17 protein-coding genes are annotated in these 22329 nt (G+C 57.4%); 10 read left to right on the top strand and 7 right to left on the bottom strand.

Annotated elements, in window-relative coordinates:
* Nucleotides 1–146: 146 nt before the first annotated feature.
* Together FNT36_RS06025 and FNT36_RS06030 are read left to right on the top strand one after the other, a co-directional pair.
* Nucleotides 147–1997: an ABC transporter ATP-binding protein gene (locus tag FNT36_RS06025; protein WP_144845335.1), complete on the top strand. Its 1851-nt coding sequence runs from the start codon at nucleotides 147–149 to the stop codon at nucleotides 1995–1997.
* 962 nt (nucleotides 1998–2959) lie between these two features.
* Nucleotides 2960–4399: a Gfo/Idh/MocA family protein gene (locus FNT36_RS06030; protein WP_144845337.1), complete on the top strand. Its 1440-nt coding sequence runs from the start codon at nucleotides 2960–2962 to the stop codon at nucleotides 4397–4399.
* 349 nt (nucleotides 4400–4748) lie between these two features.
* On the opposite strand, the gene FNT36_RS06035 is transcribed toward FNT36_RS06030, so the two are convergent.
* From FNT36_RS06035 to FNT36_RS06045, 3 genes are all read right to left on the bottom strand, one after another.
* Nucleotides 4749–5177, bottom strand: a complete 429-nt coding sequence (locus FNT36_RS06035) for a VanZ family protein (RefSeq protein ID WP_144845339.1) — start codon at nucleotides 5175–5177, stop codon at nucleotides 4749–4751.
* A 330-nt stretch (nucleotides 5178–5507) separates the two neighbouring features.
* On the bottom strand, nucleotides 5508–5690 hold the full coding sequence (locus FNT36_RS06040) for a hypothetical protein (protein WP_144845341.1): 183 nt from the start codon (nucleotides 5688–5690) through the stop codon (nucleotides 5508–5510).
* Complete coding sequence (locus tag FNT36_RS06045; protein WP_144845343.1) at nucleotides 5687–7183, bottom strand: GH3 family domain-containing protein; 1497 nt, start codon at nucleotides 7181–7183, stop codon at nucleotides 5687–5689. Before FNT36_RS06045 ends, FNT36_RS06040 begins: the two co-directional genes overlap by 4 nt.
* A gap of 178 nt (nucleotides 7184–7361) precedes the next feature.
* Between FNT36_RS06045 and FNT36_RS06050 the strand changes: the two genes are divergently transcribed.
* The 5 genes from FNT36_RS06050 to FNT36_RS06070 all read left to right on the top strand — a co-directional run bounded on the left by FNT36_RS06050 (nucleotide 7362) and on the right by FNT36_RS06070 (nucleotide 12867).
* On the top strand, nucleotides 7362–7793 hold the full coding sequence (locus tag FNT36_RS06050) for an OsmC family peroxiredoxin (RefSeq protein ID WP_144845344.1): 432 nt from the start codon (nucleotides 7362–7364) through the stop codon (nucleotides 7791–7793).
* 107 nt (nucleotides 7794–7900) lie between these two features.
* Entirely contained in the window at nucleotides 7901–8404 is a 504-nt protein-coding gene (locus FNT36_RS06055) for a hypothetical protein (protein WP_144845346.1), read from the top strand.
* A 118-nt stretch (nucleotides 8405–8522) separates the two neighbouring features.
* Nucleotides 8523–9746 carry a T9SS type A sorting domain-containing protein gene (locus FNT36_RS06060; protein WP_233635707.1) on the top strand — a complete coding sequence of 408 codons (1224 nt, stop codon included), beginning with the start codon at nucleotides 8523–8525 and terminating at the stop codon, nucleotides 9744–9746.
* 95 nt (nucleotides 9747–9841) lie between these two features.
* Entirely contained in the window at nucleotides 9842–11578 is a 1737-nt protein-coding gene (locus FNT36_RS06065) for a phospho-sugar mutase (protein WP_144845351.1), read from the top strand.
* Between the two features lie 350 nt (nucleotides 11579–11928).
* A complete protein-coding gene (locus FNT36_RS06070; RefSeq protein WP_144845353.1) occupies nucleotides 11929–12867 on the top strand; it encodes an outer membrane beta-barrel protein in 939 nt (312 codons plus the stop codon).
* A gap of 113 nt (nucleotides 12868–12980) precedes the next feature.
* Here FNT36_RS06070 and FNT36_RS06075 read toward each other — a convergent pair whose 3' ends face one another.
* Nucleotides 12981–13787, bottom strand: a complete 807-nt coding sequence (locus FNT36_RS06075; protein ID WP_144845355.1) for an XRE family transcriptional regulator — start codon at nucleotides 13785–13787, stop codon at nucleotides 12981–12983.
* Nucleotides 13788–14005: 218 nt separating this feature from the next.
* Here FNT36_RS06075 and FNT36_RS06080 point away from each other — a divergent pair, with 218 nt between their 5' ends.
* Nucleotides 14006–15802 carry a thiamine pyrophosphate-dependent enzyme gene (locus FNT36_RS06080; protein WP_144845357.1) on the top strand — a complete coding sequence of 599 codons (1797 nt, stop codon included), beginning with the start codon at nucleotides 14006–14008 and terminating at the stop codon, nucleotides 15800–15802.
* A gap of 195 nt (nucleotides 15803–15997) precedes the next feature.
* Here the strand turns inward: FNT36_RS06080 and recQ are convergent, their stop codons facing one another.
* Complete coding sequence (recQ, locus tag FNT36_RS06085) at nucleotides 15998–18250, bottom strand: DNA helicase RecQ (RefSeq protein ID WP_144845359.1); 2253 nt, start codon at nucleotides 18248–18250, stop codon at nucleotides 15998–16000.
* 266 nt (nucleotides 18251–18516) lie between these two features.
* Between recQ and FNT36_RS06090 the strand changes: the two genes are divergently transcribed.
* On the top strand, nucleotides 18517–18900 hold the full coding sequence (locus tag FNT36_RS06090; RefSeq protein WP_144845361.1) for a hypothetical protein: 384 nt from the start codon (nucleotides 18517–18519) through the stop codon (nucleotides 18898–18900).
* Nucleotides 18901–18993: 93 nt separating this feature from the next.
* On the opposite strand, the gene FNT36_RS06095 is transcribed toward FNT36_RS06090, so the two are convergent.
* Together FNT36_RS06095 and FNT36_RS06100 are read right to left on the bottom strand one after the other, a co-directional pair.
* Nucleotides 18994–20169: an alpha/beta hydrolase gene (locus FNT36_RS06095; RefSeq protein WP_144845363.1), complete on the bottom strand. Its 1176-nt coding sequence runs from the start codon at nucleotides 20167–20169 to the stop codon at nucleotides 18994–18996.
* A 129-nt stretch (nucleotides 20170–20298) separates the two neighbouring features.
* Nucleotides 20299–21462, bottom strand: coding sequence for a THUMP domain-containing class I SAM-dependent RNA methyltransferase (locus FNT36_RS06100; RefSeq protein ID WP_144845365.1), 1164 nt, complete (start codon nucleotides 21460–21462; stop codon nucleotides 20299–20301).
* Nucleotides 21463–21532: 70 nt separating this feature from the next.
* Between FNT36_RS06100 and FNT36_RS06105 the strand changes: the two genes are divergently transcribed.
* Nucleotides 21533–22324 (top strand): DUF3592 domain-containing protein, encoded by a 792-nt coding sequence (locus tag FNT36_RS06105; protein WP_144845367.1) that lies wholly within the window; start codon nucleotides 21533–21535, stop codon nucleotides 22322–22324.
* The last annotated feature ends 5 nt before the right edge of the window (nucleotides 22325–22329 follow it).

A 22329-nucleotide genomic window follows, 5' to 3' on the forward strand; every position in this document is an offset into this window, starting at 1 on the left:
TATAGCCGTTGTGGCTGCTACTAGTCAGCACGACAACCTATTTTACCGTTACGCTAGTAGCTATTTCGGCAAGCGGCGCAAAGTACTAGCGCGTTGTTTGCGTCTCTTGCATAAGTGGGCTGGTTTCTTGCCAGCCGTGTCAAATTATGGCCCGAAGTGGATTGAATACCAGCGGCAGCGACGCCACCGCTGACCTGCCCAAACCAAAAGTCAATAAGGAGTCGCTGCAACGCGGTCTACGAATTTTCAGGTTTGTGCTACCTTACCGCGCCAAGTTTGCGGTAGGTATGGTGCTGCTAGTACTTAGCAGCCTTAGCACCATGACGTTTCCTTGGATTGGCGGCAAGCTCGTAGATGCTGCTAATGACAAGCCCTTTACGCTGCCCGGCGGGTTGGTGCTCGACATCAATCGCATTGCACTTGGCCTTTTTCTGGTCACGGTACTACAGGGCTTGTTTTCGTTTGGGCGTATCTGGTTTTTTACGCAGGTAAGTGAGTTCACCGTGCGTGACATCCGGCAGGCGCTCTATGCTAAGTTTATGCAGCTGCCGATTCCTTTTTTCGAGCAAAATCGGGTAGGAGCAGTTACGTCACGCATCACCAGCGACGTAGCCCAAATTCAGGATTCGTTTTCGCTGACGCTGGCCGAGCTGTTTCGGCAGGTGTTCACTTTACTGGCTGGCCTAGCCTTCATTATGGTAGTGTCGTGGAAGCTATCCGTATTTATGCTGGTCACATTTCCACCTATCGTGCTAGCAGCGGGGCTATTTGGACGTAAAATCCGCACTTTATCGCGCACTGTGCAGCAGGAGCTAGCCCACACCAATACTATCGTAGAGGAAACGCTGCAAGCTATCAACTCAGTCAAAGCCTTTACCAATGAGCGCTTTGAAATCAAGCGCTACAATACTGCGCTGCGCAAAGTGGTGCAATCGGCTTTGCAAAGCAACCTCTACCGCGGTGGCTTCGTGTCCTTCGTCATCATCGGCCTGTTTGGTGGCATCATTCTAGTGCTGTGGCGCGGTGCTACGCTGGTGCATACGCCCAAAACTGACCCCAATCACTTGGATATCGGCCAGCTCGTGTCCTTTATACTATATACTGTATACATCGGGGCTTCGGTGGCAGGCTTAGGTGAACTCTATGGCAAAGTGCAAAGCACCCTAGGGGCTAGCGAGCGCATTCTTGAAATCTTGGACGAAACACCCGAGCCTACCTTACTAGAGCCCGCCCTAGGTTTGGTACCAGTCCAGGTGCGTGGCGAAATTCGCTACGAGCACGTGGCCTTCCGCTATCCTACCCGGCCCGATGTAGCAGTGCTACAAGATATTGACTTCTACATAGCAGCTGGCGAAAAAATTGCGCTCGTCGGCCCCAGCGGCGCGGGCAAAAGCACTATTGCGGGCCTGCTCATGCAGTTTTACCCGCTCAGCGGCGGGCGCATTGTGGTCGATGGGCACGACGTGGCCGACTACGACCTCACCGCCCTGCGCTCACACATCGGCATCGTGCCGCAAGAGACACTGCTGTTTGGTGGCACCATCCGCGACAACATTGCTTATGGCAAGCCCGGCGCCACTGACCAGGAAATTATCGAGGCCGCTCGCCGCGCCAACGCTTGGCAGTTCATTTCGGCCTTTCCCGAAAGCCTCGATACGGTGGTCGGCGACCGCGGCATCAAGCTCTCGGGTGGGCAGCGGCAGCGCGTGGCCATCGCCCGCGCCATCCTGAAAAATCCTGCCATCCTCATTCTCGACGAAGCCACCTCATCGCTTGACAGCGAAAGCGAAAAGCTGGTGCAAGGCGCTCTCGACGAACTGATGCAAAACCGCACGAGCCTTATCATTGCCCACCGCCTTAGCACCATCCGCAAGGTCGATAAGATTCTGGTTATCGATGGTGGCCGCATCGTGGAAGCCGGCTCGCACGACGAGCTAAGCGAGCGAGAGGGCGGACTATATGCCAATTTATTGCGGCTGCAGTTTGAGCTAGCTTAGAAGCTTCAGCGCAAGCCCATCGTTGTGGTCCTTTATTCGCTAGCTTTAGCGAGTAAAGGACCACAACTTATTTAACACCATGCGACTTCCAAGCCCAAAATCTGTTTCGCGCCGAAGCCGTGGCTGTCCGCTACCCGATATGACTCCAGTAGCTGGGGTCACCTTATCTATCGCTTATTGGCTGCCTTCTGCTCGCAGGCAACATTCGAGAGCCTAAAAAAGGAACTGTTTCACTAGAGGAATTATCATCAACCTCTTCCATTATATGCCTGCATGATGCACCGCAGATTTATATCAGCTTAAACAAGAGCGGGCATCTTTCCTTCGCAGCCTCTGAGCCCCGCCTGCAAGCTACAGTACTAGAGCAGGTGAGTAGAGAGCACCACATAAATTTTTCAGAGCTGCAGCTGGCCAACTTGCAAAAGCTTCCCTTCTTAGCCACTACTGTTGAGCAACTTTCGGGCAGCTTATCATTAGCTAACCCCACTGCAACCACTACTCAAGCCACGTACTCGCTAACGGAAATACAATTGGCTGAATGCGCAAAGACCGCTCGGCTTATTGCACCTACTGTATTGGGTAGGCCGGTTTCTTTTTCATTACTGATTAGTGCCGAAACAGGTTCGCCAAAGGTTATGAAGCTAGTTGCCTTGCTACAAGCACAGGGTATTAACCGGTTCACTTTGCAGACCAGAAGCTGAGTATACTTCGGCCTTATTGTATTCGTCGTTATAGCTACTACCTAGCTTGCCGAAAAAGGAGACACTAGCTGCATCTGCTCTACAACTAGGTGCACTGCCTGTTTGGACCAGCAACACCGGCCTATTGCGCTATGAGCTTGCCAACGGTGAGATATTTGACCTACCCGCGTAGTTTCCTATCCAACCATATGAAGATTTAATGAGTATGCACGAATAAGCACGATGCGCCTCGCGCCGCTTATCACATACTCATTTGCTTCTATGTCCGTCACCAACGACCTGCTGAACACCGTATTGCGCCACGCGGGCCAAGAAGTATCGCGTAAGGAATTCTTGAACCTAGCCGGGCGCGGGCTCGCGGCTAGCGTAGCAGCGGGCACCCTCGCTGCTTGCCAGGAAAAACCAACGGCAGCAGGCGCAGCGGCTACCACGCCCACCACCGGTACGCCGGCCGCGCAGGTCGATGCTAGCACTACCTACACAGCGGCCGGAGGCCAGCAGGTGCCATCGTCGGAGGCCGTATCGCCGCCTGCTAAGGTGCCAGCAGCAGCCGACAAGCCTATTGAGTTAGAGGCCTGGAAATCGGACGTAGACCCGAAGTCGCCGCCCACCCCTACCCCGCTGCCGCCCGACCAACGCGTGGGGTACGCGCTGGTGGGCCTAGGTCACCTCACGCTGGAAGAACTGCTGCCAGCGTTTGGCGAATGCAAAAAATCGAAGCCCGTGGCGCTAGTGAGTGGCTCGCCCGAAAAGCTAGCTAAGGTGGCGAAGCAGTATGGCATTAAGCCGACAAGTTGCTACAGCTACGCCGACTATGACAAGCTAAAGGATAACCCTGAGGTGCAGGCCATCTACATCGTGCTGCCCAACTCGATGCACGCCGAATACGTGATTCGGGGCGCGAAAACTGGTAAGCACATTCTCTGCGAAAAGCCGATGGCCAACTCGGCCCGCGAGTGTGAGCTAATGATAGCGGCCTGCAAAGAAGCCAAGGTGAAGCTGATGATAGCCTACCGCATTCAGTACGAGCCCTACAACCGCCTAGTACGGGACATGGTGCGCAGCCAGAAGTTCGGCAAAGTCAAATACATCCAAGGGCAGAACAGCCAAAGCTCGGCCAATGCCGACCACTGGCGGCACAAAAAGGCGCTGGCCGGCGGCGGCGCGCTGCCCGACATCGGCCTGTACTGTCTCAATACCAGCCGCTTTCTCCTAGGTACCGAGCCCACCGAGGTATTTGGCTACATGCACAGCACGCCCGGCAACCCACTCTTTAAGGAGGTAGAGGAAATGATGTCATGGCAAATGCGCTTTCCGGGTGGCATTGTGGTCGATAGCATCACGCACTACGATACCCACGATTCGCGCTTTTACCGCGTAAACGCCGAGCGCGGCTGGTTGCACCTCGACAATGGCTATGCCTACCGCGGGCAGCAATTGAAGACCTCGCACGCCGAAGGCCCGGCCAAGATGCAGAACCAGATTACTATCGGGGCCAAAAATCAATTTGCGGCCGAAATGGACCACTTCTCGGAGTGCATTCTGGAAAACAAGCCTCCACACACGCCCGGCGAAGAAGGCTTGCAAGACCAGCGTATAATGGAAGCCATTTATCAGTCGGCCCGCGAAGGGCGACCCGTGAAGCTACCCCCGGTAAGCGGTACCGACGTATTCCGCGGTCCCGAGCCCAGGCTAAGCTAGACGCTAGCCACAACTGGTACATAGAGTGCTTCCACTTCTATTTCGAGAGACGCTTCAAGGGCTGCTTCCTAGGCTTACGATTGCTTGCTCGAGAACAGATACCTAGGCGGCCACCTCAAGCAGTTTGATAGCTTGTCGTGACTGACCCGGCTACACGCCGCACCTCATGCGCGCCGCGCTAAAACCATCACCCGGCGATACTGGCCGCAATTGTGGCGCCAATTATTAAACTGGCCTGAAGACACTTATGATACCGCTGGGTATTTTGTGTAAGCCCACTACCTAGTGCTTAACCAAGCTGAGCTTATATCTCCCTATACTACCACCACGTGGCCTAGGTATACCTAGGCTACGCTGGCTGTCGTGAGCCGCTGACCTGGCGCACGAGCCAGTAGCCCAACGGCAGCACAGCAATGAGCGCCAGGCCGATGGCCGCGCCGGCAGCCCCCCAAGCCACATCGGCTAGGTCGAACCGGCGATACGCCCGGAAATGCTGGCCCGCCTCGGCTACTACTACAAGCGCGAAAAGCAGCACCCACGCGGCCAACCACTGCCACCACGGCCGGCGCTGCCACGCCAGCTGCCCGCCTACTATAAGCCCTAGAGCTACTAGGGGCACAGCCGTGCGAATGGTATCGTTTTCTTGCTTATCAGCCCAGCGGGCTACCGACCGCGGAATAAACCAGACGTGCCCCATGGAGGGGTGCGAGCGCCAGCTCAGATATAGCACCAAGCCTGCCCCTACTGTTACGAGAAAATAATAGAGCCGCCGGGTCATATACCTGATTTACTGGTGGAAATTGTGGGAGCGCTAACGCTCACCTAAACACAAATTTACCTGTAAACGACGACTAGCGACCGTACTAGCTGTAAAACTCGGCCGGTTTCAGGCGCAGCCTTGCTACTGGGGCAGATAGGCTTATTGAGCTTTTTCTATTTCAGCGTAGCCCGCTATATAAGTGCGCTAGCTGAGGCAATCCTATAGAAAGCAGAATGATACTGCACCCGCGCAGGAGCCACCTAAGACGCTAGCCAATAGCACCCAAGCCAGTTTGCGCAACTCGGTATATTGGGTAATTCTTTTCTTGGCTAGCACGCCGATAAATGCTCACCATAGCCCCGCACCTACCAGCCCTAGACTACTGGCAAATAAAAACCGCAGTATCAGTGTCGACCACAGATGATACGTCAACAACTCCTCGTGCTGCTCTTGCGCCCCGATAAAGAATAGCCCTACGCCAGCTGTCACCAGCGCTAGCAGTAGCGCAATGATGTAGCTTACCCACTTCATTTTAAAGCGCCTAGTGCTTCGGCCAGCGCTCGGTCATTGCCCAACCTAGGTACTTTGTTTTGCCCACCTAGCTTGCCCACGCTTTTCATATAGCGCTGGAAGGCGCCGGGCAGCAGGGGCGTCAGTAGCAGTGGCACCAAGATATTGCCCTGGCGTAGGTCGTCATAGTAGGTATTACGCTGGCGCAGGGCCGTGTCAAGCGCAGCAGCGAAGGCAGCGCCGTTGTGCGGTGGCTGCGCAAACTCGATGAGCCATTCATGGCGCGAGGGCTGGCTGCGGTCTTCGCTCACAAGTGGAGCCACTGTAAACTCGGTGACCTCCGTTTCGGGATGCTGACGCACGGCTTCGCGTAGGGCGGCCTCCACTTCTTCGCCAATAACGTGCTCGCCGAAGGCCGACAGGAAATGCTTGATGCGCCCCGTCACGACCACGCGGGGCGGGTGCAGGCTTACAAAGCGCACCGTGTCGCCGAGCGAGTAGGCCCACAGGCCAGCGTTGGAAGTGAGCACCAGGGCGTACTGCTTACCTAGCTCAACCTCGCCAATGGTGAGGCGTGGCGGGTTGGGCTCGAAAAACCGCTCGGCGGGCACAAACTCAAAGAAGATACCGCTATCGAGCCGCAGCAGAAGGCCCGGGTTGCCGGGCTGGTCTTGGAAGGCCAGAAAGCCTTCGGAGGCCGGAAACAGCTCGATGCTATCGACGGGCCGACCAATGCTCTCGAGCAGGCGTGCGCGGTAGGGCTCCATGCTCACGCCACCCGACACGAAAAGGTCGAATTTAGGAAACACCTCGCCCACCAGCCGGCCGGTGTGGACCGTGAGGCGGTCGAAATACATTTGGACCCAGGGCGGAATGCCCGAGATGAGCGTCATGAGCTGCCCTAGGGTTTCGCCCACAATGGCATCGAGCTTGGTTTCCCAGTCCTCGATGCAGTTAGTGGCATAGCTTGGGAGCTGGTTGCGCCGCAGGTAAGCCGGCACGTGGTGATTGACGATACCCGAGAGCCGGCCCGTGGGGATGCCGCCTACTTGCTCCAACTCGGGCGAGCCCGACAGGAAAATCAGCTTACCGTCTAGGAACCTAGGGCGGCCGGTGGCGGCCACGTAGTGCAGTAGCGCATCCCTGGCCCCGTTGATGTGGTTGGAGATGCTGGCCTGGGTAATCGGGATGTACTTGGCGCCGCTAGTAGTGCCGCTGGTTTTGGCCAGGTACAGTGGGCGGCCGGGCCACAGCACATCGGGCGCGCCGGTTTTTACCTGGTCGAAATACGGCTTCAGGCCTTCGTAATCGCGCACTGGCACGCGGGCGGCCAGGTCGGCGGGCGTATGCACGGCTTCTAGGTCGTGGGCCTGGCCAAAAGCGGTGCGGGCCGCCGTGCGCGCCAACGTGCGCAGCAGGCGCAGCTGGGCAGCGGCGGGGTCGCGCTGCCACTGCTGGTAGCGGTGCACAGTGTAGGCCGCCAGCGGCCGGCTCAGGGCGGCTTTGATTCCCATGGGCCACAAAACTAAGCCTGCGGCACTAGGTAACCCAGGCCGGGCATCGCCAAGCTATACCTTACCATTTACTCTTGGTCTGAAAATCAAACGCAACTAGCACCTAGGCGTTAGCCGTATCAGGGGCCGCTGGCAGCGTTGCCAGTGGCATCTCCCCTACTCTTTTTCTATTTCTCTCATGATTAACCAATTTGGCAAGGCCGAATGGCAAGGCGACATCAAAGGCCACGGTACTCTCACGACCAAAAGCGGTGTCGTATCGGCGCCCTACTCGGCTGGCTCGCGCTTTGAAGGTGAAAAAGGCACCAACCCCGAAGAGCTGATTGGCGCGGCCCACGCCGGCTGCTACACCATGTTCTTGAGCAATGTACTTGGGCAGCATGGCCACACGGTAGAGAGCCTGACCACGACCTCGACCGTGACGCTCGACCCTAGCCAGAACCCGCCCAAAATCACCAAAATCCATGTTAGCACCGAAGGCAAAGTGACGGGTGGCAACATCACGCCCGAAGACTTCCAGAAGCATGCCGAGTTTGCCAAGGCCAACTGCCCCGTGTCGCAGGTGCTGAGCGCCGTGCCCGAAATGACGCTGGAAGCTAAGCTTTCGTAGAATAAGGAATTAAAAATTAGAAATTATGAATTGATGCTCAAGCCTCTATTGGGACTGGCTTTTCAATTCATAATTTCTAATTTTTAATTCATAAGTAGCTTTGCCCCATGCCCACTGGTACTACTCGCATTCGCCTACGCCCCGCCAACTCTTCGCGCCTCTCGTTTGGCGTGCAGGTTTCATTGGCGCTTTTTGCCATTGCCTACGCATCGCTGATGCTGCGCACCGCGCCTGAGGGCCAGGAGTTTTACTGGCTGCACTATGTGTTCCTGACGGGTTGCGCGGTGTACCTAGGGTTCATCTTGGTGCACAATGCGCCAGTGTTTGGCACCCAGAGCTATTTCGAGTTTGCGCCTGGCTACCTGGTGCACAAGGCTGGACTGTTTCGGGCCAAGCAAGTGTTTGCCGCCGAAAACATGAGCCAACTCGAGCTAATGGCTCGCCAGCTGCGCGTGCGCCTCAAGGATGGCGACATCCATGTGCTAAACATGCGCGAGGTGCGCGGCACCCGCCGCCGGGCCCTGCTGCGCGGCCAGCTCGAAAGCTTTGCCCAGCGCTACGGCGTGGCGCTGCGCGAAGAGGCCCCAGCCACCCCTGCTAAGCGCAAGTAGCGCTCACCCAGCTTGGCCTAACCCTAACAAGGTAAGTAACTTGCCGACCCAAACGCCAGTACCGGCGAGGGTACCTTGCTTTATTCTCGCTCGGATGCTGGCCAGATTTCTTTCCTCCTTGCTGTTGCTCGTCGTGGTAATGGCACCTAGGGCCCGCGCCCAAGGCGGCTGCCCCGACCCCCAGGCCACCAACTACACTCCCGGAGCTACCACCAACGACGGCTCGTGCCAATACGCGCCTACCACCAGCGCCCTGCCCCTCAAAACCCAGCTGGCCGACGAGGTCGCCGAGACCTCGGGCTTGCTCTACACGGGTGGCAAGCTCTGGACCCTCAACGACAGCGGCAATACGCCCGTGCTGTTTCGGCTCGACTCGGCCAGCGGGCGCGTGGTGCAGCAGGTGCGGCTCAGCAACTTCAACAACGTAGATTGGGAAGACCTGACCGCCGATGCCCAGTACGTGTACGTGGGCGACTTTGGTAATAACAACGGCGACCGGCGCGACCTCCGCATCTTACGGGTGGCCCAGGCCGACCTAGGGCCCGCCGCCACTACTGCCACGGCAGAAGCCATTAACTTCAGCTACCCCGACCAAACCGATTTTACGCCCCGCACCAATCAGCACAACTACGATTGCGAGGCCTTTTTCTTCGCCAACGACTCGCTACACCTGTTCACCAAGAACTGGGCTGACCTGCAAACGCGCTACTACACCGTGCCTGCCCGGCCCGGCACCCACGTGGCGCGCCTCAAAGGCACTTTTAATGTAAACGGGCTGATAACTGCCGCTGCCCGCAACGCGGCCGGCACCGTGGCAGGCCTACTCGGCTACAGCGCCCGCGACGGCGCCACCTTTGTGTGGCTGCTGTCGGGCTACCGGGGCACGGGCTTTTTGCAAGCCAACAAGCGCCGCATCGAGCTACCCAATGCGCTGCTGATTGGGCAGGCCGAAGGGCTGTGCTTTGTGAGCAATACCCGCGCCTTTGTGTCTAATGAGCGCTTTAGCAACATCCTGGTCAATGTGCCGCAGCAGCTCTACTCCCTGCGGCTCGGCAACTGGCTGCCCGCCAGCGTACTTGCCACTAAAAACGCAGTGGCCAGCAAGGTAGTCTTTAGCGCCGTGCCCAACCCGACCTCGCACACCCTGCGCGTGACGCGCACCAGCAACGAGGCGGCGCGGCTGGTACTATACGACCTGCTGGGCCGGGTGCTGCTCACCGCCGCGCTGCCTGCCGGGCACCTTACCCAAACCTTGGACCTAGGCACCATTGCCGAGGGGCAGTACTCGCTGCAGCTCGAGTCGAGCCGGGGCGTGTATGCGCAAAAAGTTGTGGTGCAGTAGCACCTAGGCGGCCGCCAGGCCGCCTTGCCCGCTTTCGCCCAAACCTGTTTTCTTTACGGCCGTTTGTAGCCCTACTCATTCCACCTTCTTTCTTCATGTCCCTCTCCCCCGACGTTCAGCAGCGCATTAGCACCTGGCTCTCGCCCGCCTACGACGCTGACACCCAAGCCGAAATCAAGCAGCTTCAGGCCAGCGGCCAAGACGATACCCTCAACGATGCCTTCTACCGCTCGCTGGAGTTTGGTACCGGTGGCCTACGCGGCGTAATGGGCGCCGGCTCGAACCGGATGAACCGCTACACGCTGGGCATGGCCACCCAAGGCCTGTGCAACTACCTCAAACAAAGCTTTGCCGACCAAGAAATTAAGGTGGCCATCGCCCACGACTCGCGCAACAATTCGCGCAAATTTGCCGAAATTGTAGCCGGCGTTTTTTCGGGCAATGGCATCACCGTCTATCTATTTGAGGACCTACGCCCCACGCCCGAGCTGTCGTTTGCCATTCGGCACCTCGGCTGCCAGAGCGGCTGCGTCATCACGGCCTCGCACAACCCCAAAGAATACAACGGCTTTAAGGTGTACTGGAACGACGGCGCGCAAATCGTAGCGCCGCACGACAAAAACATCATCGGGGAAGTCAATAAAATCACCGATGTTAACGACGTGGTTTTCAACGCTGACCCCAGCCGCATTCATATTATCGGCCAAGAGGTTGACGACGCCTACATTGCTCAGGTAAAGCAGCTGAGCATCAACCCCGCTGCCATTCAGCAGCAGCACGACCTAGGTATCGTGTACACGCCGATTCACGGCTCGGGCATCAAGCTGGTGCCGCCGGCGCTGGCCGCCTTCGGCTTCACCAACGTGAGCGTAGTGCAGGCCCAGGCCACGCCCGATGGCAACTTCCCCACCGTGCAGTCGCCCAACCCCGAGGAGAAGTCGGCCATGCAGCTGGCTCTCGACCAAGCCAAGGAGCGGAACGCTGATATCGTGCTGGCTACCGACCCCGACGCCGACCGTGTAGGTGTGGGTGTGAAAAACAGCAAAGGCGAATGGGTGCTACTCAATGGCAACCAAACCGCTGCGCTACTGACGCACTACATCCTGTCGGCCCGCGAAAAGGCCGGTAAGCGCCAGCCTAACGACTTCATTGTGTACACCATCGTAACCAGTGAAATCCTAGGTGATATCGCGCAGCGCTACGGCGTAACATACTACCGCACGCTCACGGGCTTTAAATATATCGCGGGCCTCATCCGCGAGCTGGGCGCCGAGCAGAACTACATCTGCGGTGGCGAAGAAAGCTACGGCTTCCTCATCGGCGACTTCGTACGCGACAAAGATGCCGTATCGGCTTGCGCGCTGGTAGCCGAAATGGCTGCCGTGGCCAAAAGCCAAGGCCGCACCCTCTACGAGGAAATGGAGAAGATGTACGCCGAGTACGGTCTCTACGTCGAAGACCTTATCTCCTTGACCAAGAAGGGCCAGCGTGGTGCCGAAGAAATCCAGGAAATGATGGTGGAGCTGCGCAAAAACCCTCCTGCTACCCTCGCCGGCTCGCCCGTAGTAGAGGTGCGCGACTACCAGACCGGCCAAATCAAAAACCTGCGCACCGGTGTAGAGGAAAGCACTGGCGTCGAAAGCTCCAACGTGCTTCAGTTCATCACCGAGGCCGGCGATAAAATTTCGGCCCGCCCCAGCGGCACCGAGCCCAAGATTAAGTTCTACTTCAGCGTGAAGGAGCCCTTGGCTTCGGTAGCTGATTTCGAGCCCACTCAAAAGCGCGCCCACGAGAAAATTCAGCGCATCATCGACGAGATGCAGCTGAAATAAGGCTGTCTGTGTGAATAATGGGCCAGCAGTTATTAGCAGCTAGTTGCTACTAATAACTGCTGGCCCATTATTTTGGGCTAAAACTTCTTGATGATTCTTTTTACACGCCCCCGGTCAGCCATTTTCTTGTCGGCACTGCTGTCCATAGTCAGTCTATTAGACGTAACTCCTGCTCAAGCACAGCAGCCAGTCGCCAACTACGTAGTAACAACGACTGGCGATACCCTGCGAGGACGCATTCAGCTAACAGGACGCGCGGCGACTGTTGTACATCTGCACCAGCGTCATCACCCAACTATTACGTATACAGCCAGCTTAGCAGCTATGGTACTGGCCACACTCCTCTGCGGGTGAGCAAACCCGTTGGCCGGCCGGCTGGCAAACCGCAACTACTAGTGCCATTGGTACGCGGCTACATGAGCCTATATTCGGGCAAAGACCTAGTGGCGTCCCAAGTACGCTATTACCTACAGCCCGCTGATTCGGCATACGTGGTAGAAGTACCGCCCACTACGGCCCTGCTTACGTATGCCCGTTTGCTTTCTTCTTGTTCTAGCCTAAATATTGGCTCCAATGGCTTTACGGCCCGCTACCGCTACACGCAGAGCGGCCTAATTGCGCTGACCACCGACTACAACCAGTGCTTGCAAAAACCTAGCGAGCTGGTGAAAACCCCGTCCGGCGTGCACGCGCAATTTGGTATAAAGGGTGGGGTAGGTTTTCCGAACTTCTCGCCAATACTAACAGATTTTTACGCCCAGACTGTTTTCGGGCCTGGCGCTCAGAATACTTCTAGCTATCAAGCAGGTGCAGTAGCGCTATTCACTACCCGTTCCAATTGGGGACTGCAACTCGAAGCTAATTACCTACACCTGGCGGGCACTTATCCACTTCCCACACTACCTGCCTCTAATCAAGGCACTTATGTTGGTTTATACGGAGTAAAGCTACGCTATTCGCAGTTGCAGGTACCGCTACTGGTACATTATACTTTTAGCCACGAGGCCGTAGCTCCCTACCTCAATATAGGCCCAAGCTTAGCGGTTAATGTCAGCAACAGCTCTACCAAGCAGCTAGTGGACAGTAACGGCAGGCCCACCGGCGAGCAGGCGTACGACACCGGTGGCTCATCCGCTATCCTAGGTGGGGCCGCTGGAGCAGGCTGCTTGCTACGCATAAAAGGCGGGCCAGTCCTGCTACTTGAAGGGCGTTACGACTTGCCGTTGGACTGGTTCGGCAATAATACCCTCGCCAAGTCGCTCCGTTTAGAAGCAGGTATTTTATTCTAAAAACGTCAGACACAGATTGACTCTGCATACCCCTATGGACTAGGACTATATGCCAAAAAAAGCCTCCCGCAGCGTGCGGGAGGCTTTTTTGTTATGATAACGGCTTTAGGAACCTAGGCGCGCTGCAATTGCATTGTCTTCACCTGCTGCGTCAGGTCCATCACAAGGCCCGCCAAGTGCTCCAGTGATACGCCACCAATGGGGAACGTGCTGCTGATATAGCTCTTGGCTTCCCAAATTTCGAGCACATCCTCGGCTTTCAGGTCGTAGGGCGTGTAGCTGGGGTTATCAGAGTGCAGACCGAATAAGGCGTTTTGCTTCAGCTTATTATAAATACGCTTGAACACGATGCCATCTTTTTGGCTCACCACGATGCAAGGCGTACCATCCTTGATGGTGGCCCAGTCGTCGACATAGCGGCCCACGATGGTAGTGCCACTGGTGAGCGGCAACATCGAGTCGCCAGCTATTTCGAAGGCGCGGTAAGTGCCCGTGCTTGGGAGCATCGGCAACCGGAAGCGGGGCAGCTCTTCAATAAACTCGCGGTCGGCGTAGCCATTGAGGTAGCCCGCGGCAGCCTTCAATGGCACCAGTTCGATATTTTCTTTCTCATCGGACCCTACCGTGAAGGCCAGCACCCGTAGGGGCTTCTCTTCAGGTAGCGTTTCGGTGAGCGGACCAGCCTCGCGCAAGGCAGCGGCGGTTTTAGCGTTCTTCTTTTTGGTAAAGTCGGTAGTAGCCAGCGAGTCGAGCGGAATATTGAACAGGCGCGCCATGTTCACGAGCGTGGCCAAGCGCGGCTCGGCGCGGCCCTCTTCGTAGGCACCCACCAGCGAGCGCTTAATATTCAGCTTGTCAGCCAACTGCGCCTGCGTCAAGCCCAGCTCACGGCGCCAAAATTTTAGATTGGTATTAATCATAAGTAGATGGAAGGCAAAGGAGGGAAATGCCCAACGCGACGGGCTGACGACGCACACTTTTCAGCAACACAAGGCGCAAGTTACTAATTCCATTAGACTTGCCAACGAACTTGGTTCAAATTTGTTGGGCTACTAAAAAAAATGTGCCTTTTTGCCCAAAAAATGCCTATGCACGTAGGAAATAGTAGTTTTTAAACTTTTAAAAATTCCTACTACCAATGGCTAAAACCGGAGCTGACCTATTGGTCGAACGACTGCTGGACTGGGGCGTAGATACTATCTTCAGCCTGCCCGGCGATGGCATCAACGGCATTTACGAATCGCTGCGCACGCACCAGGATAAGATAAAGCTGGTGCTGGTGCGCCACGAAGAATCTGCCGCTTTTATGGCGGCGGGCTACGCCAAGTTTACGGGTAAGCTGGGCGTGTGCCTGGCCACCGGGGGGCCGGGCGGCATCCATCTGCTCAACGGTCTCTACGACGCCAAGTACGACGGGCAGCCGGTGCTGGCCATTACGGGCAGCGCGGCGCACGACCTCAGTGGTACCTACTGGCAACAAGACGTAGACCTAGTAAAGCTGTACGGGGATGTGGCGGCTTGCAACGAGCGCGTAATGGGCCCCGAGCACGTGCCCATCATTTTGGACCAAGCCATTCGCACGGCCTTGGGGCAGCGCACGGTGGCGCATATTTCTTTCCCGAAAGACTTTCAGGACTGGACCACGAGCGACGACAAGATATCGGCCCAAAACGTAGAAGGCCACACCAAGCCCGTGCTCGTAAGCTCCGAAGTGGCTCCTACGCAAGCCCAATTGCAAAAAGCTGCCGACGTGCTGAACGCGGGCAAGAAAGTCGCTATTCTGGCCGGACGCGGCGCCCTAGGTGCCCGCGCCGAGCTAGAGCAAGTAGCCGAGCTGCTGGGCGCCCCGGTAGCTAAAGCGCTGCTAGGCAAGGCAGTGCTGCCCGATAACTCACCCTATACCACCGGCGGCCTAGGGCTACTAGGCACCGCGCCTTCGCAGGACGTGATGGAAGAGTGCGACACGCTGCTGTTGGTAGGCACGCATTTTCCCTACCTAGAGTATTACCCGAAGCCCGGCCAGGCCCGCACCGTACAGATAGACCTCGATGCCACGCACATCGGCTTGCGCACGCCGGTAGAAGTGGGCCTGCTTGGCGACTCCAAAACTGTGCTGCAAGGATTACTGCCGCTGCTACAACCAAAAGACGACCACTCTTTTCTTGAGAAAGCGCAGGACAATGTAAAATCCTGGCAAGAGCTGCTGACCGAGCGCGGCACGCAGGAGGCTACGCCCATGAAGCCGCAGGTAATTCCGCATACACTCAGCCCCTTGCTGGATAGCGACGCTATTGTAACCTGCGACTGCGGCAACAATACAACCTGGGCAGCGCGCTATATCCAGATGCAGGAAGCGATGCAGTTCTCGACCTCAGGCCTGCTGGCTACGATGGGAGCCGGACTACCCTACGCCATTGCAGCGTCGGTGGCGCACCCCGGCCGGCAGGTAGTAGCGCTAGTGGGCGACGGTGGCTTCACCATGCTGATGGGTGAGCTGGCCACGGCTGTGCGTTATAAGCTGCCTATCAAGGTGTTTATCTTCAACAACCAAGCCCTAGGTCAGATAAAGTGGGAGCAAATCGTGATGGAAGGCAATCCCGAGTTTGGCGTTGACCTGGAAAATATCGACTTCGCTCGGTTTGCCGAAGCTTGCGGCGCTACTGGCTTCACCATCCGCGAAACCAAGGATGCCGAGCGAACCATCCGCGAGGCGCTGGCCCACGATGGGCCGGTGGTAGTCAACTGCTACGTCGATAAAAACGAGCCTGCCATGCCCGGCAAGGTGAGCACCAGCCAAGCCATTGAGTTTGTGAAAGCGCTAGCCAGCGGCGAGCGCGACACCAGTGAAATCGTGAAGAACGTGGTGAAGAACCAGTTTCGCGAGGCAATAGCAACGAAGGGCAAGAGCCTACTAGATGTGATTCCGGGGCTGTAATGCAGTCTGCACTTAGCAAAACAGCCGCTCCATTGGGGCGGCTGTTTTACTGTTACCATTTTGCTTAATACAATTTTATAGTTGGTAGTTAAGCAGTTGCTATATGCCTGCAATCAACACCCCGTACTATGCCTGAAGTACAGGCATTTGCCATTGGATACAAAAGCTCAGGCGTGCAGCATCTCTGGATGGTTTCTACCGCCCCCGCCGTTGCTCGTATACACCTGCCAGCCGTAGCTGAAAGTAATCGTATTTTTCGCGCAGGTGGTCAAAGAGGTCACGCAGAGCGGGGGTGCCACCGAGTTGCTTCCGGGCGGTGGCAATTTCGGCTAGGTCATAATCAGACAGAAAATCCTGCAGGCGCAGGTCGAGGCCCTTGGCGTAAGCTTTTTCGAGGTGGCTACGCACCGTGCCCACTACCAAGTTGCGCTGCTCAGCTATCTGCTCGGGCGTAAGGCCCTGGCGGTGCAGCTGAAACGTAACATCTTCGGAAGGGTCGCGGTCGGCCGCCTTGGTTGCCGCGCGGGGCGCGGGCGCGAAGTCGTCGTTGAACGGCGGCACATTGGGCTCATCAGCCTCATACTCGGTGGGCACGGCGCGGGGAGTGCCGTGCTGCAAAATGGCTTCGATAAATACCTCGCCGTAGGTCTCAAATTTCTTCATACCCACCCCCGATACCGAGAGCATGGCCACGCGGCTAGTGGGCTGCTCGCGAGCCATTTCCTGTAAGGTGGTGTCGGTAAATACCACGTATGGCGGCACGCCCTGCTCGTCGGCAATCTGCTTGCGGAGCTGGCGCAGGCGCTCGAAGAGGCGTGCTTCGGGCGAACCGGCGCTGGCAGCAGCGGCTTCTGCGGCGGCTTTTTTGCTGGCGCGGGTGCCTTTTTCGGCTTTCTCGGCGGGCTGAAATTTCTTGAGCGACACTGGCAGTTGCCCCTTCAGGACTTGCTGGCCGCGCTCGGTTATTTTGAGAGCGTAACCTTCCTCGTAGGCGATATAAAACAGACCATCATTGAGCATCTGGTGGACGTAGCTGTACCAATCGAGGTAAGGCAAGTCATGGCCCGCACCGTAAGTTTTAAGCTGGTCGTAGCCGTGTTGCAGCACCGCTTGGTTGCGCATGCCACGCAAGATGTCAATCAGCAAATTGATAGCCACGCGTTGCTGCGTGCGGACGCTGGCCGAAAGGGCTTTTTGGGCCAGCAGCGTGCCATCAAAGGTGATGGGTGGGTTGCGGCAGATGTCGCAGTTGTTGCAATCGTGCCCTAGGTCCTCGGAGAAGTAGTGCAGCAGGATACGGCGGCGGCAGCTGGCAGCTTCAGCAAACTGCTGCATGCGCTCGAGCTTGGCCTGGTTGAGCTGGGCTTGGCGCGGGGGCACATCTTTGGTCACCATGTCGCGCATCGACATCACGTCAGCAAAGCTGTAGAAAAGCAGCGCGGTGGCAGGGCCACCATCGCGGCCAGCGCGGCCGATTTCCTGGTAGTAGCCCTCAATGTTTTTGGGCAGATTGTAGTGCATTACCCAGCGCACGTTGCTCTTGTCGATGCCCATGCCAAAAGCGATGGTCGCCACGATTACCTGCAGGTCGTCTTGCAAAAAGGCTTCCTGCACCGCCCCACGCTGGTTGGGCGTCATGCCGGCATGGTAATGGCCAGCCTTAATGCCTTTCTGCTGGAGCTTCTGGGCTACGGTTTCGCAGGTCTTGCGCGAGAGGCAGTAGATGATGCCCGCGTCGTTGGGGTGGCGGCCGATGAAGTCCAGAATCTGCCCTAGGCGGTCTTGGCCGGGGCGCACCACGAGATTGATGTTGGGCCGGTCGAAGCTCGACAAGAATACTCTAGGCTCGTGCAGGTTGAGCTGGGTTTTGATGTCGCGCTGCGTGAGCCGGTCGGCCGTGGCTGTGAGCGCGATGATGGGCGTACTCGGGAAATGCTGCCGCAACGCGCCGAGTTGCGTGTACTCGGGCCGGAAATCGTGACCCCAGCTCGAAATACAGTGCGCCTCGTCGATAGCAAACATGCTCACGTTGAGCCGCTTTAAGAACTGCAAAAAGCCTTCGCCGAGCAGCTTCTCGGGGCTGACATAGAGCAGCTTGAGGTGCCCACTCAGCGCGGCGCGCGTGATGTCGGTAGACTCGCTCTGGCTGACGCTGCTGTTGATGTAGGCCGCCACGATGCCGTTGGCTTTCAGAGCCTCCACCTGGTCTTTCATAAGCGCGATGAGCGGCGATACCACCACGCACACGCCCTCGCTCACCACAGCCGGAATCTGAAAACACACCGATTTGCCGCCGCCGGTAGGCATGAGCACCACTGTATCTTGGCCGCTCAGAATGCTCTCGATAATGTCGCCCTGCATGGGGCGAAAATTATCGTAGCCGTAGTAGCGCTTGAGCGCTTGGCGAGCGGCGGTGAGAGCGGGGGCAGAGGCGGTAGCAGCAGACATAAGGCACTTCGGTCGAAAGAATAAAATAACAATCGGCCCCACGAAGTTCCAAAGAATTTAGCCAACCTAAGCCCAGCCGCCTGCTGACGCGGCCCTAGGTAGCCGACGGACCCTTAGGAGCGGCCTTCTACTCAGCGAAAAAGCTTTCGACAAATATTTTTGGCGGCGGCTCGACAAGGTTTATATCATACCCACCGCTTACCTTCGCAACGCGCGGCTTTACTCGACAACTCGCAGTTAGTAAGGCTTTTCTCGCTTCTATACTTATGCAGCCGGTTCATCGCTCCTCCGCCCTATTGCACCTGGCCGTTGTGGCGGCCTGCCTGCTGCTGGCCGCCTACCTCCCTACTTGGCGCAAACTCTGGTTTGTAGCCGAAAGCGGGCATTTTGGAGGCGGAAACCTCTGCTTGTGGCTGCTGCTACTCGGCTTATACCGACGCTGGCGCTGGGCGCTGGGGCTCACTTACGCGTATGTGCTGCTCCAATTGGGAGTGGCAGGCTACATTCTTCTTCTCAATAGTACCACGGGCGGCCCCACGCTTGGTTTTGCACTCATCAGTGGCCTTAATGTAGTCGGGCTGCTCGTCCTTTATCAGTCTGGCGCTCTCCACCGCTACCTAGGTAGCTCGCCGATTAGCGCGTTTGAGTAGCAGGCGCAATTAATTTAAGCTTACCAGCAAAAACAAAAGAGCGGCACCTTGGCAGGTACCACTCTTTTAGTAGCTGTTTAACAGCAGGTTTCCTTACTTCAGCGCGCTCTTCAACCCTTCTACTGCGAAGGCTTGCGCCTGCTTGGCCTCAGGCACTACGGCGGCCATGCCAAAAAACTCGTGGGTCACGCCCTCGTAATTCTTGTACTGCACGGGCACGCCAGCTTTTTGTAGGTTGTCGGCGAGCATTTTGCCCTCGCTCATCAGCGGGTCGTACTGGGCCGTGACGATGGTAGCGGCGGGCAAACCTTTTAGGTTGGCGTGCACGAGGTCAATCATCGGGCTCTTGCCATCGGCGGGGGTACGCAGGTAGTACTTGAAGAACCAGGCCATCAGGTCTTTATTGAGCGGCTTGGTCTGGGTATTAGCCAGGTACGAAGGTGTATTCAGGTCGTAGCCCGCGATGGGGTACACGATGAGCTGATACTTGGGCAGGGCCACTTTTTTGTCGCGGGCCATCATGCTCACGGCGCAGGCTAGGTTGCCGCCGGCGCTCTCGCCAGCTACGGCAATGCGCTTGGGGTCGCCTTTAATGTCGGCGGTGTGCGCCAGCGTCCACTGGTAGGCGGCGAAGCTATCGTTGTGGGCAGTTGGAAACTTAAACTCCGGACCCTGGCGATACGCTACCGATACTACCACGGCGCCCGTCTGCTCGCTGAGGGCGCGCACCGAAGCGTCGTAGGTATCGAGGTTAGCGATAACCCAGCCGCCGCCGTGGTAATACACGATAACCGGGTAGGGTGCCGTGCCCGCTTTGGGCGTGTACACGCGCACCTTCACGCCGGGCGCTACCGTGCGGCTCATGGTATCGGCCGTGGCGGGCGGGGTCGGGATGTTGAACTTCTTCATGGTCGCCATCGCAGCATCGGCGGCGCTAGGGGCTTTGCGGGCCTCCTGGGGCGTCATTTTGGCCATGGGCTTGGCGGTGGGGCCGCCACTCAGCGAGTCGAGCGCCTCGATAACGGCCTGCATCTCGGGGTGGATGCCGGGCGCCCAGGTGGGCTTAGGCTTGCTGGGTGTTACGGGCTTGGGGGCGGTGCTGGCCGTGGCCGCCGAGTCGGGGCGAGCGGCTCCGGCAGCTACGGTAGAGTCAGCGGTAGCCGTGGTGGCGGTGTCGGTGGTAGTTTGGCTGCTGCTGCAAGCGGCTAGCAAGCCTAGGGCTGCTACCGGCGCGGCCCAGCGAGCGGTGCCCTGAAAGAAAGAAAGCATTGGTTACGGAGGTAATTATAGTTGTAGCCGCTGCTTACGAATAGCCGAGCTCTAGGTTGTCGACCCACCTAATAGCAAGTGGATTAACAACAGAGTTTCCGCACAGCTTTTTTCCAAGGCACCTAGTGCTTACGTTGTAGCTGGCTGCACCCGCCGCGAGCCGCGATACAGCTCATACTTCAGCAGCCGGCAATCTATCGGGCCGTTGAAGAGCGGGATGCGCCGCGACACTTTCAGACCGATAGCCTTGGCGGCCTCTAGGTTGCCTGTAAAAATGAACGCCTCGTAGCCCTGAAAATTCGTTTTAAGCGCGTCGCCGATGGTCTTGTAAAGGGCGTCCATCTGCGCCTCCTCCCCTATCCGCTCGCCATAAGGCGGGTTCGTAATGACAAGGCCAGGCCCTAGGTCCTTGGGCGGCTGCGCGTCGCGCACATCGCGCACCGAGATGCGGATGCACTCGTCGAGGCCGGCAGCCTCAATGTTAGCGGCGGCTTGGTCAATCACGCGCGGGTCAAGGTCGGAGCCGGCTAGGTAGGCCTGCGGCTCCTCAATACGCTGGGCTTCGGCTGCTTTGCGCACTTGCTGCCACAGCTGGGCATCAAAGTCGGGCCAGTTCTCAAACCCGAACTTGCCCTGGTGAAACAGGCCGGGCGCGATGCGCTGGGCCAGCAGCCCCGCCTCGGTGAGGATAGTGGCCGAACCACACATGGGGTCGATGAGCGGGCTTTTCTTATCCCAGCCGCTTAGCAGTATTAGGCCGGCGGCCAGCACCTCGTTGAGGGGTGCTTCATTGGTGCCCTGGCGGTAGCCGCGGCGGTGCAGCGAGTCGCCAGCCGCATCGAGGCTCAGGATAACCTCGTTTTCGAGCATCCGCAGGTGAATGCGGATATCGGGGTTCTTAGTATCGATGCTGGGGCGCTCGCCGGTGCGCTCCCGGAACTGGTCCACGATGGCGTCTTTGGTGAGCTGGGCCACATAGAGCGAGTGCTCGAAGCTGGATTTATTGACCACGGCCGTGATGGCAAACGTCTGGCCCGGGGCAATGTAGCGGCTCCAATCAATATGGAAAACTTCGTCATAGAGGGCGCGCTCATCGGGGGCGTAGAAGTCAGCGAAGGGGCGCAGCAAGCGCATGGCCGTGCGGCTCCATAAGATGGTGTTGTAGAGCAGCTTTTTGTCGCCGCTAAATTCGACAGCGCGGCTGCCGACGTAGTCGATGGTGGCGCCGAGCTGGCTCAATTCCTCAGCCAAGACTTCTTCGAGGCCAAACTGGGTGGTGGCGGTAAGGTACATGGGTGCAAAGGTCGGGATGAACTACTTTCGCAACGGCTGCTCCTCACGGTTATCTCTAACTTTTCGTGTCATGCTTACTCCGCGCCCCGTCAGCTTTACTACCTTCTGGTCGCTACTCCGGGAGCGTGGACCTTTTGGGATGTTAGGACTGATTTTCACCCTGTCTTCGGTGCTAATCCTGCTGCCAATGCTGCTATTCATGATGGCCACGCTACGGCAGCCCTACGAGCGGTACGACTATGCAGCCATCGTGCGCGACGGCACGGCTGCTACGGCCCACGTCACGGATATGCAGCTGCTTACCAACGTACAAATCAACGGCAAATCGCCCGAGCTCATTACTTATAAGTATAGCGCGGGCGGGCAGACCTACACCGACCAATTTGCAACCTTTGATGCTACCGAGCTGGCCGTGGGCAGTGCCGTAGGCATTCGGGCGCGGAACGGAGAGAGCGTTATTCCCGAATTGAAGCAGTTCGTGTTTCCATTTGGCTGGTTTTTCCTCTTGCCAGGCGTCTTTCTACTGCTTGGCGCCATTTTTCTGCTAATAGGGCTACTGCCGGCTTTACGCAAGTACCGGCTCTACCGCCACGGCCGCATGCAGGAGGCTACTGTACAAGGCATTACTAGCCGGCCGGTGCGGCTATCCCGGTCCAGCATCATGCAGAGTTTTGCCGTTAGCTACGAGTACACTGGCCTAAACCAAGCGCGGTTATTGGGCGAAGACCGCACCAACGATATACTGTTGGTCAATGAAAAGAAACTGGGTGACAAGGTGCAAATTCTAGTTTCTGAAACCGATGATACCCAATCCTGCTTGTTTCCGCGCCTAGGAGCCGTGAAAAACAACTGGCAAGCTTAGCTAAC

Source organism: Hymenobacter setariae (genome assembly GCF_007713685.1).
Taxonomy (GTDB): Bacteria; Bacteroidota; Bacteroidia; order Cytophagales; family Hymenobacteraceae; genus Hymenobacter; species Hymenobacter setariae.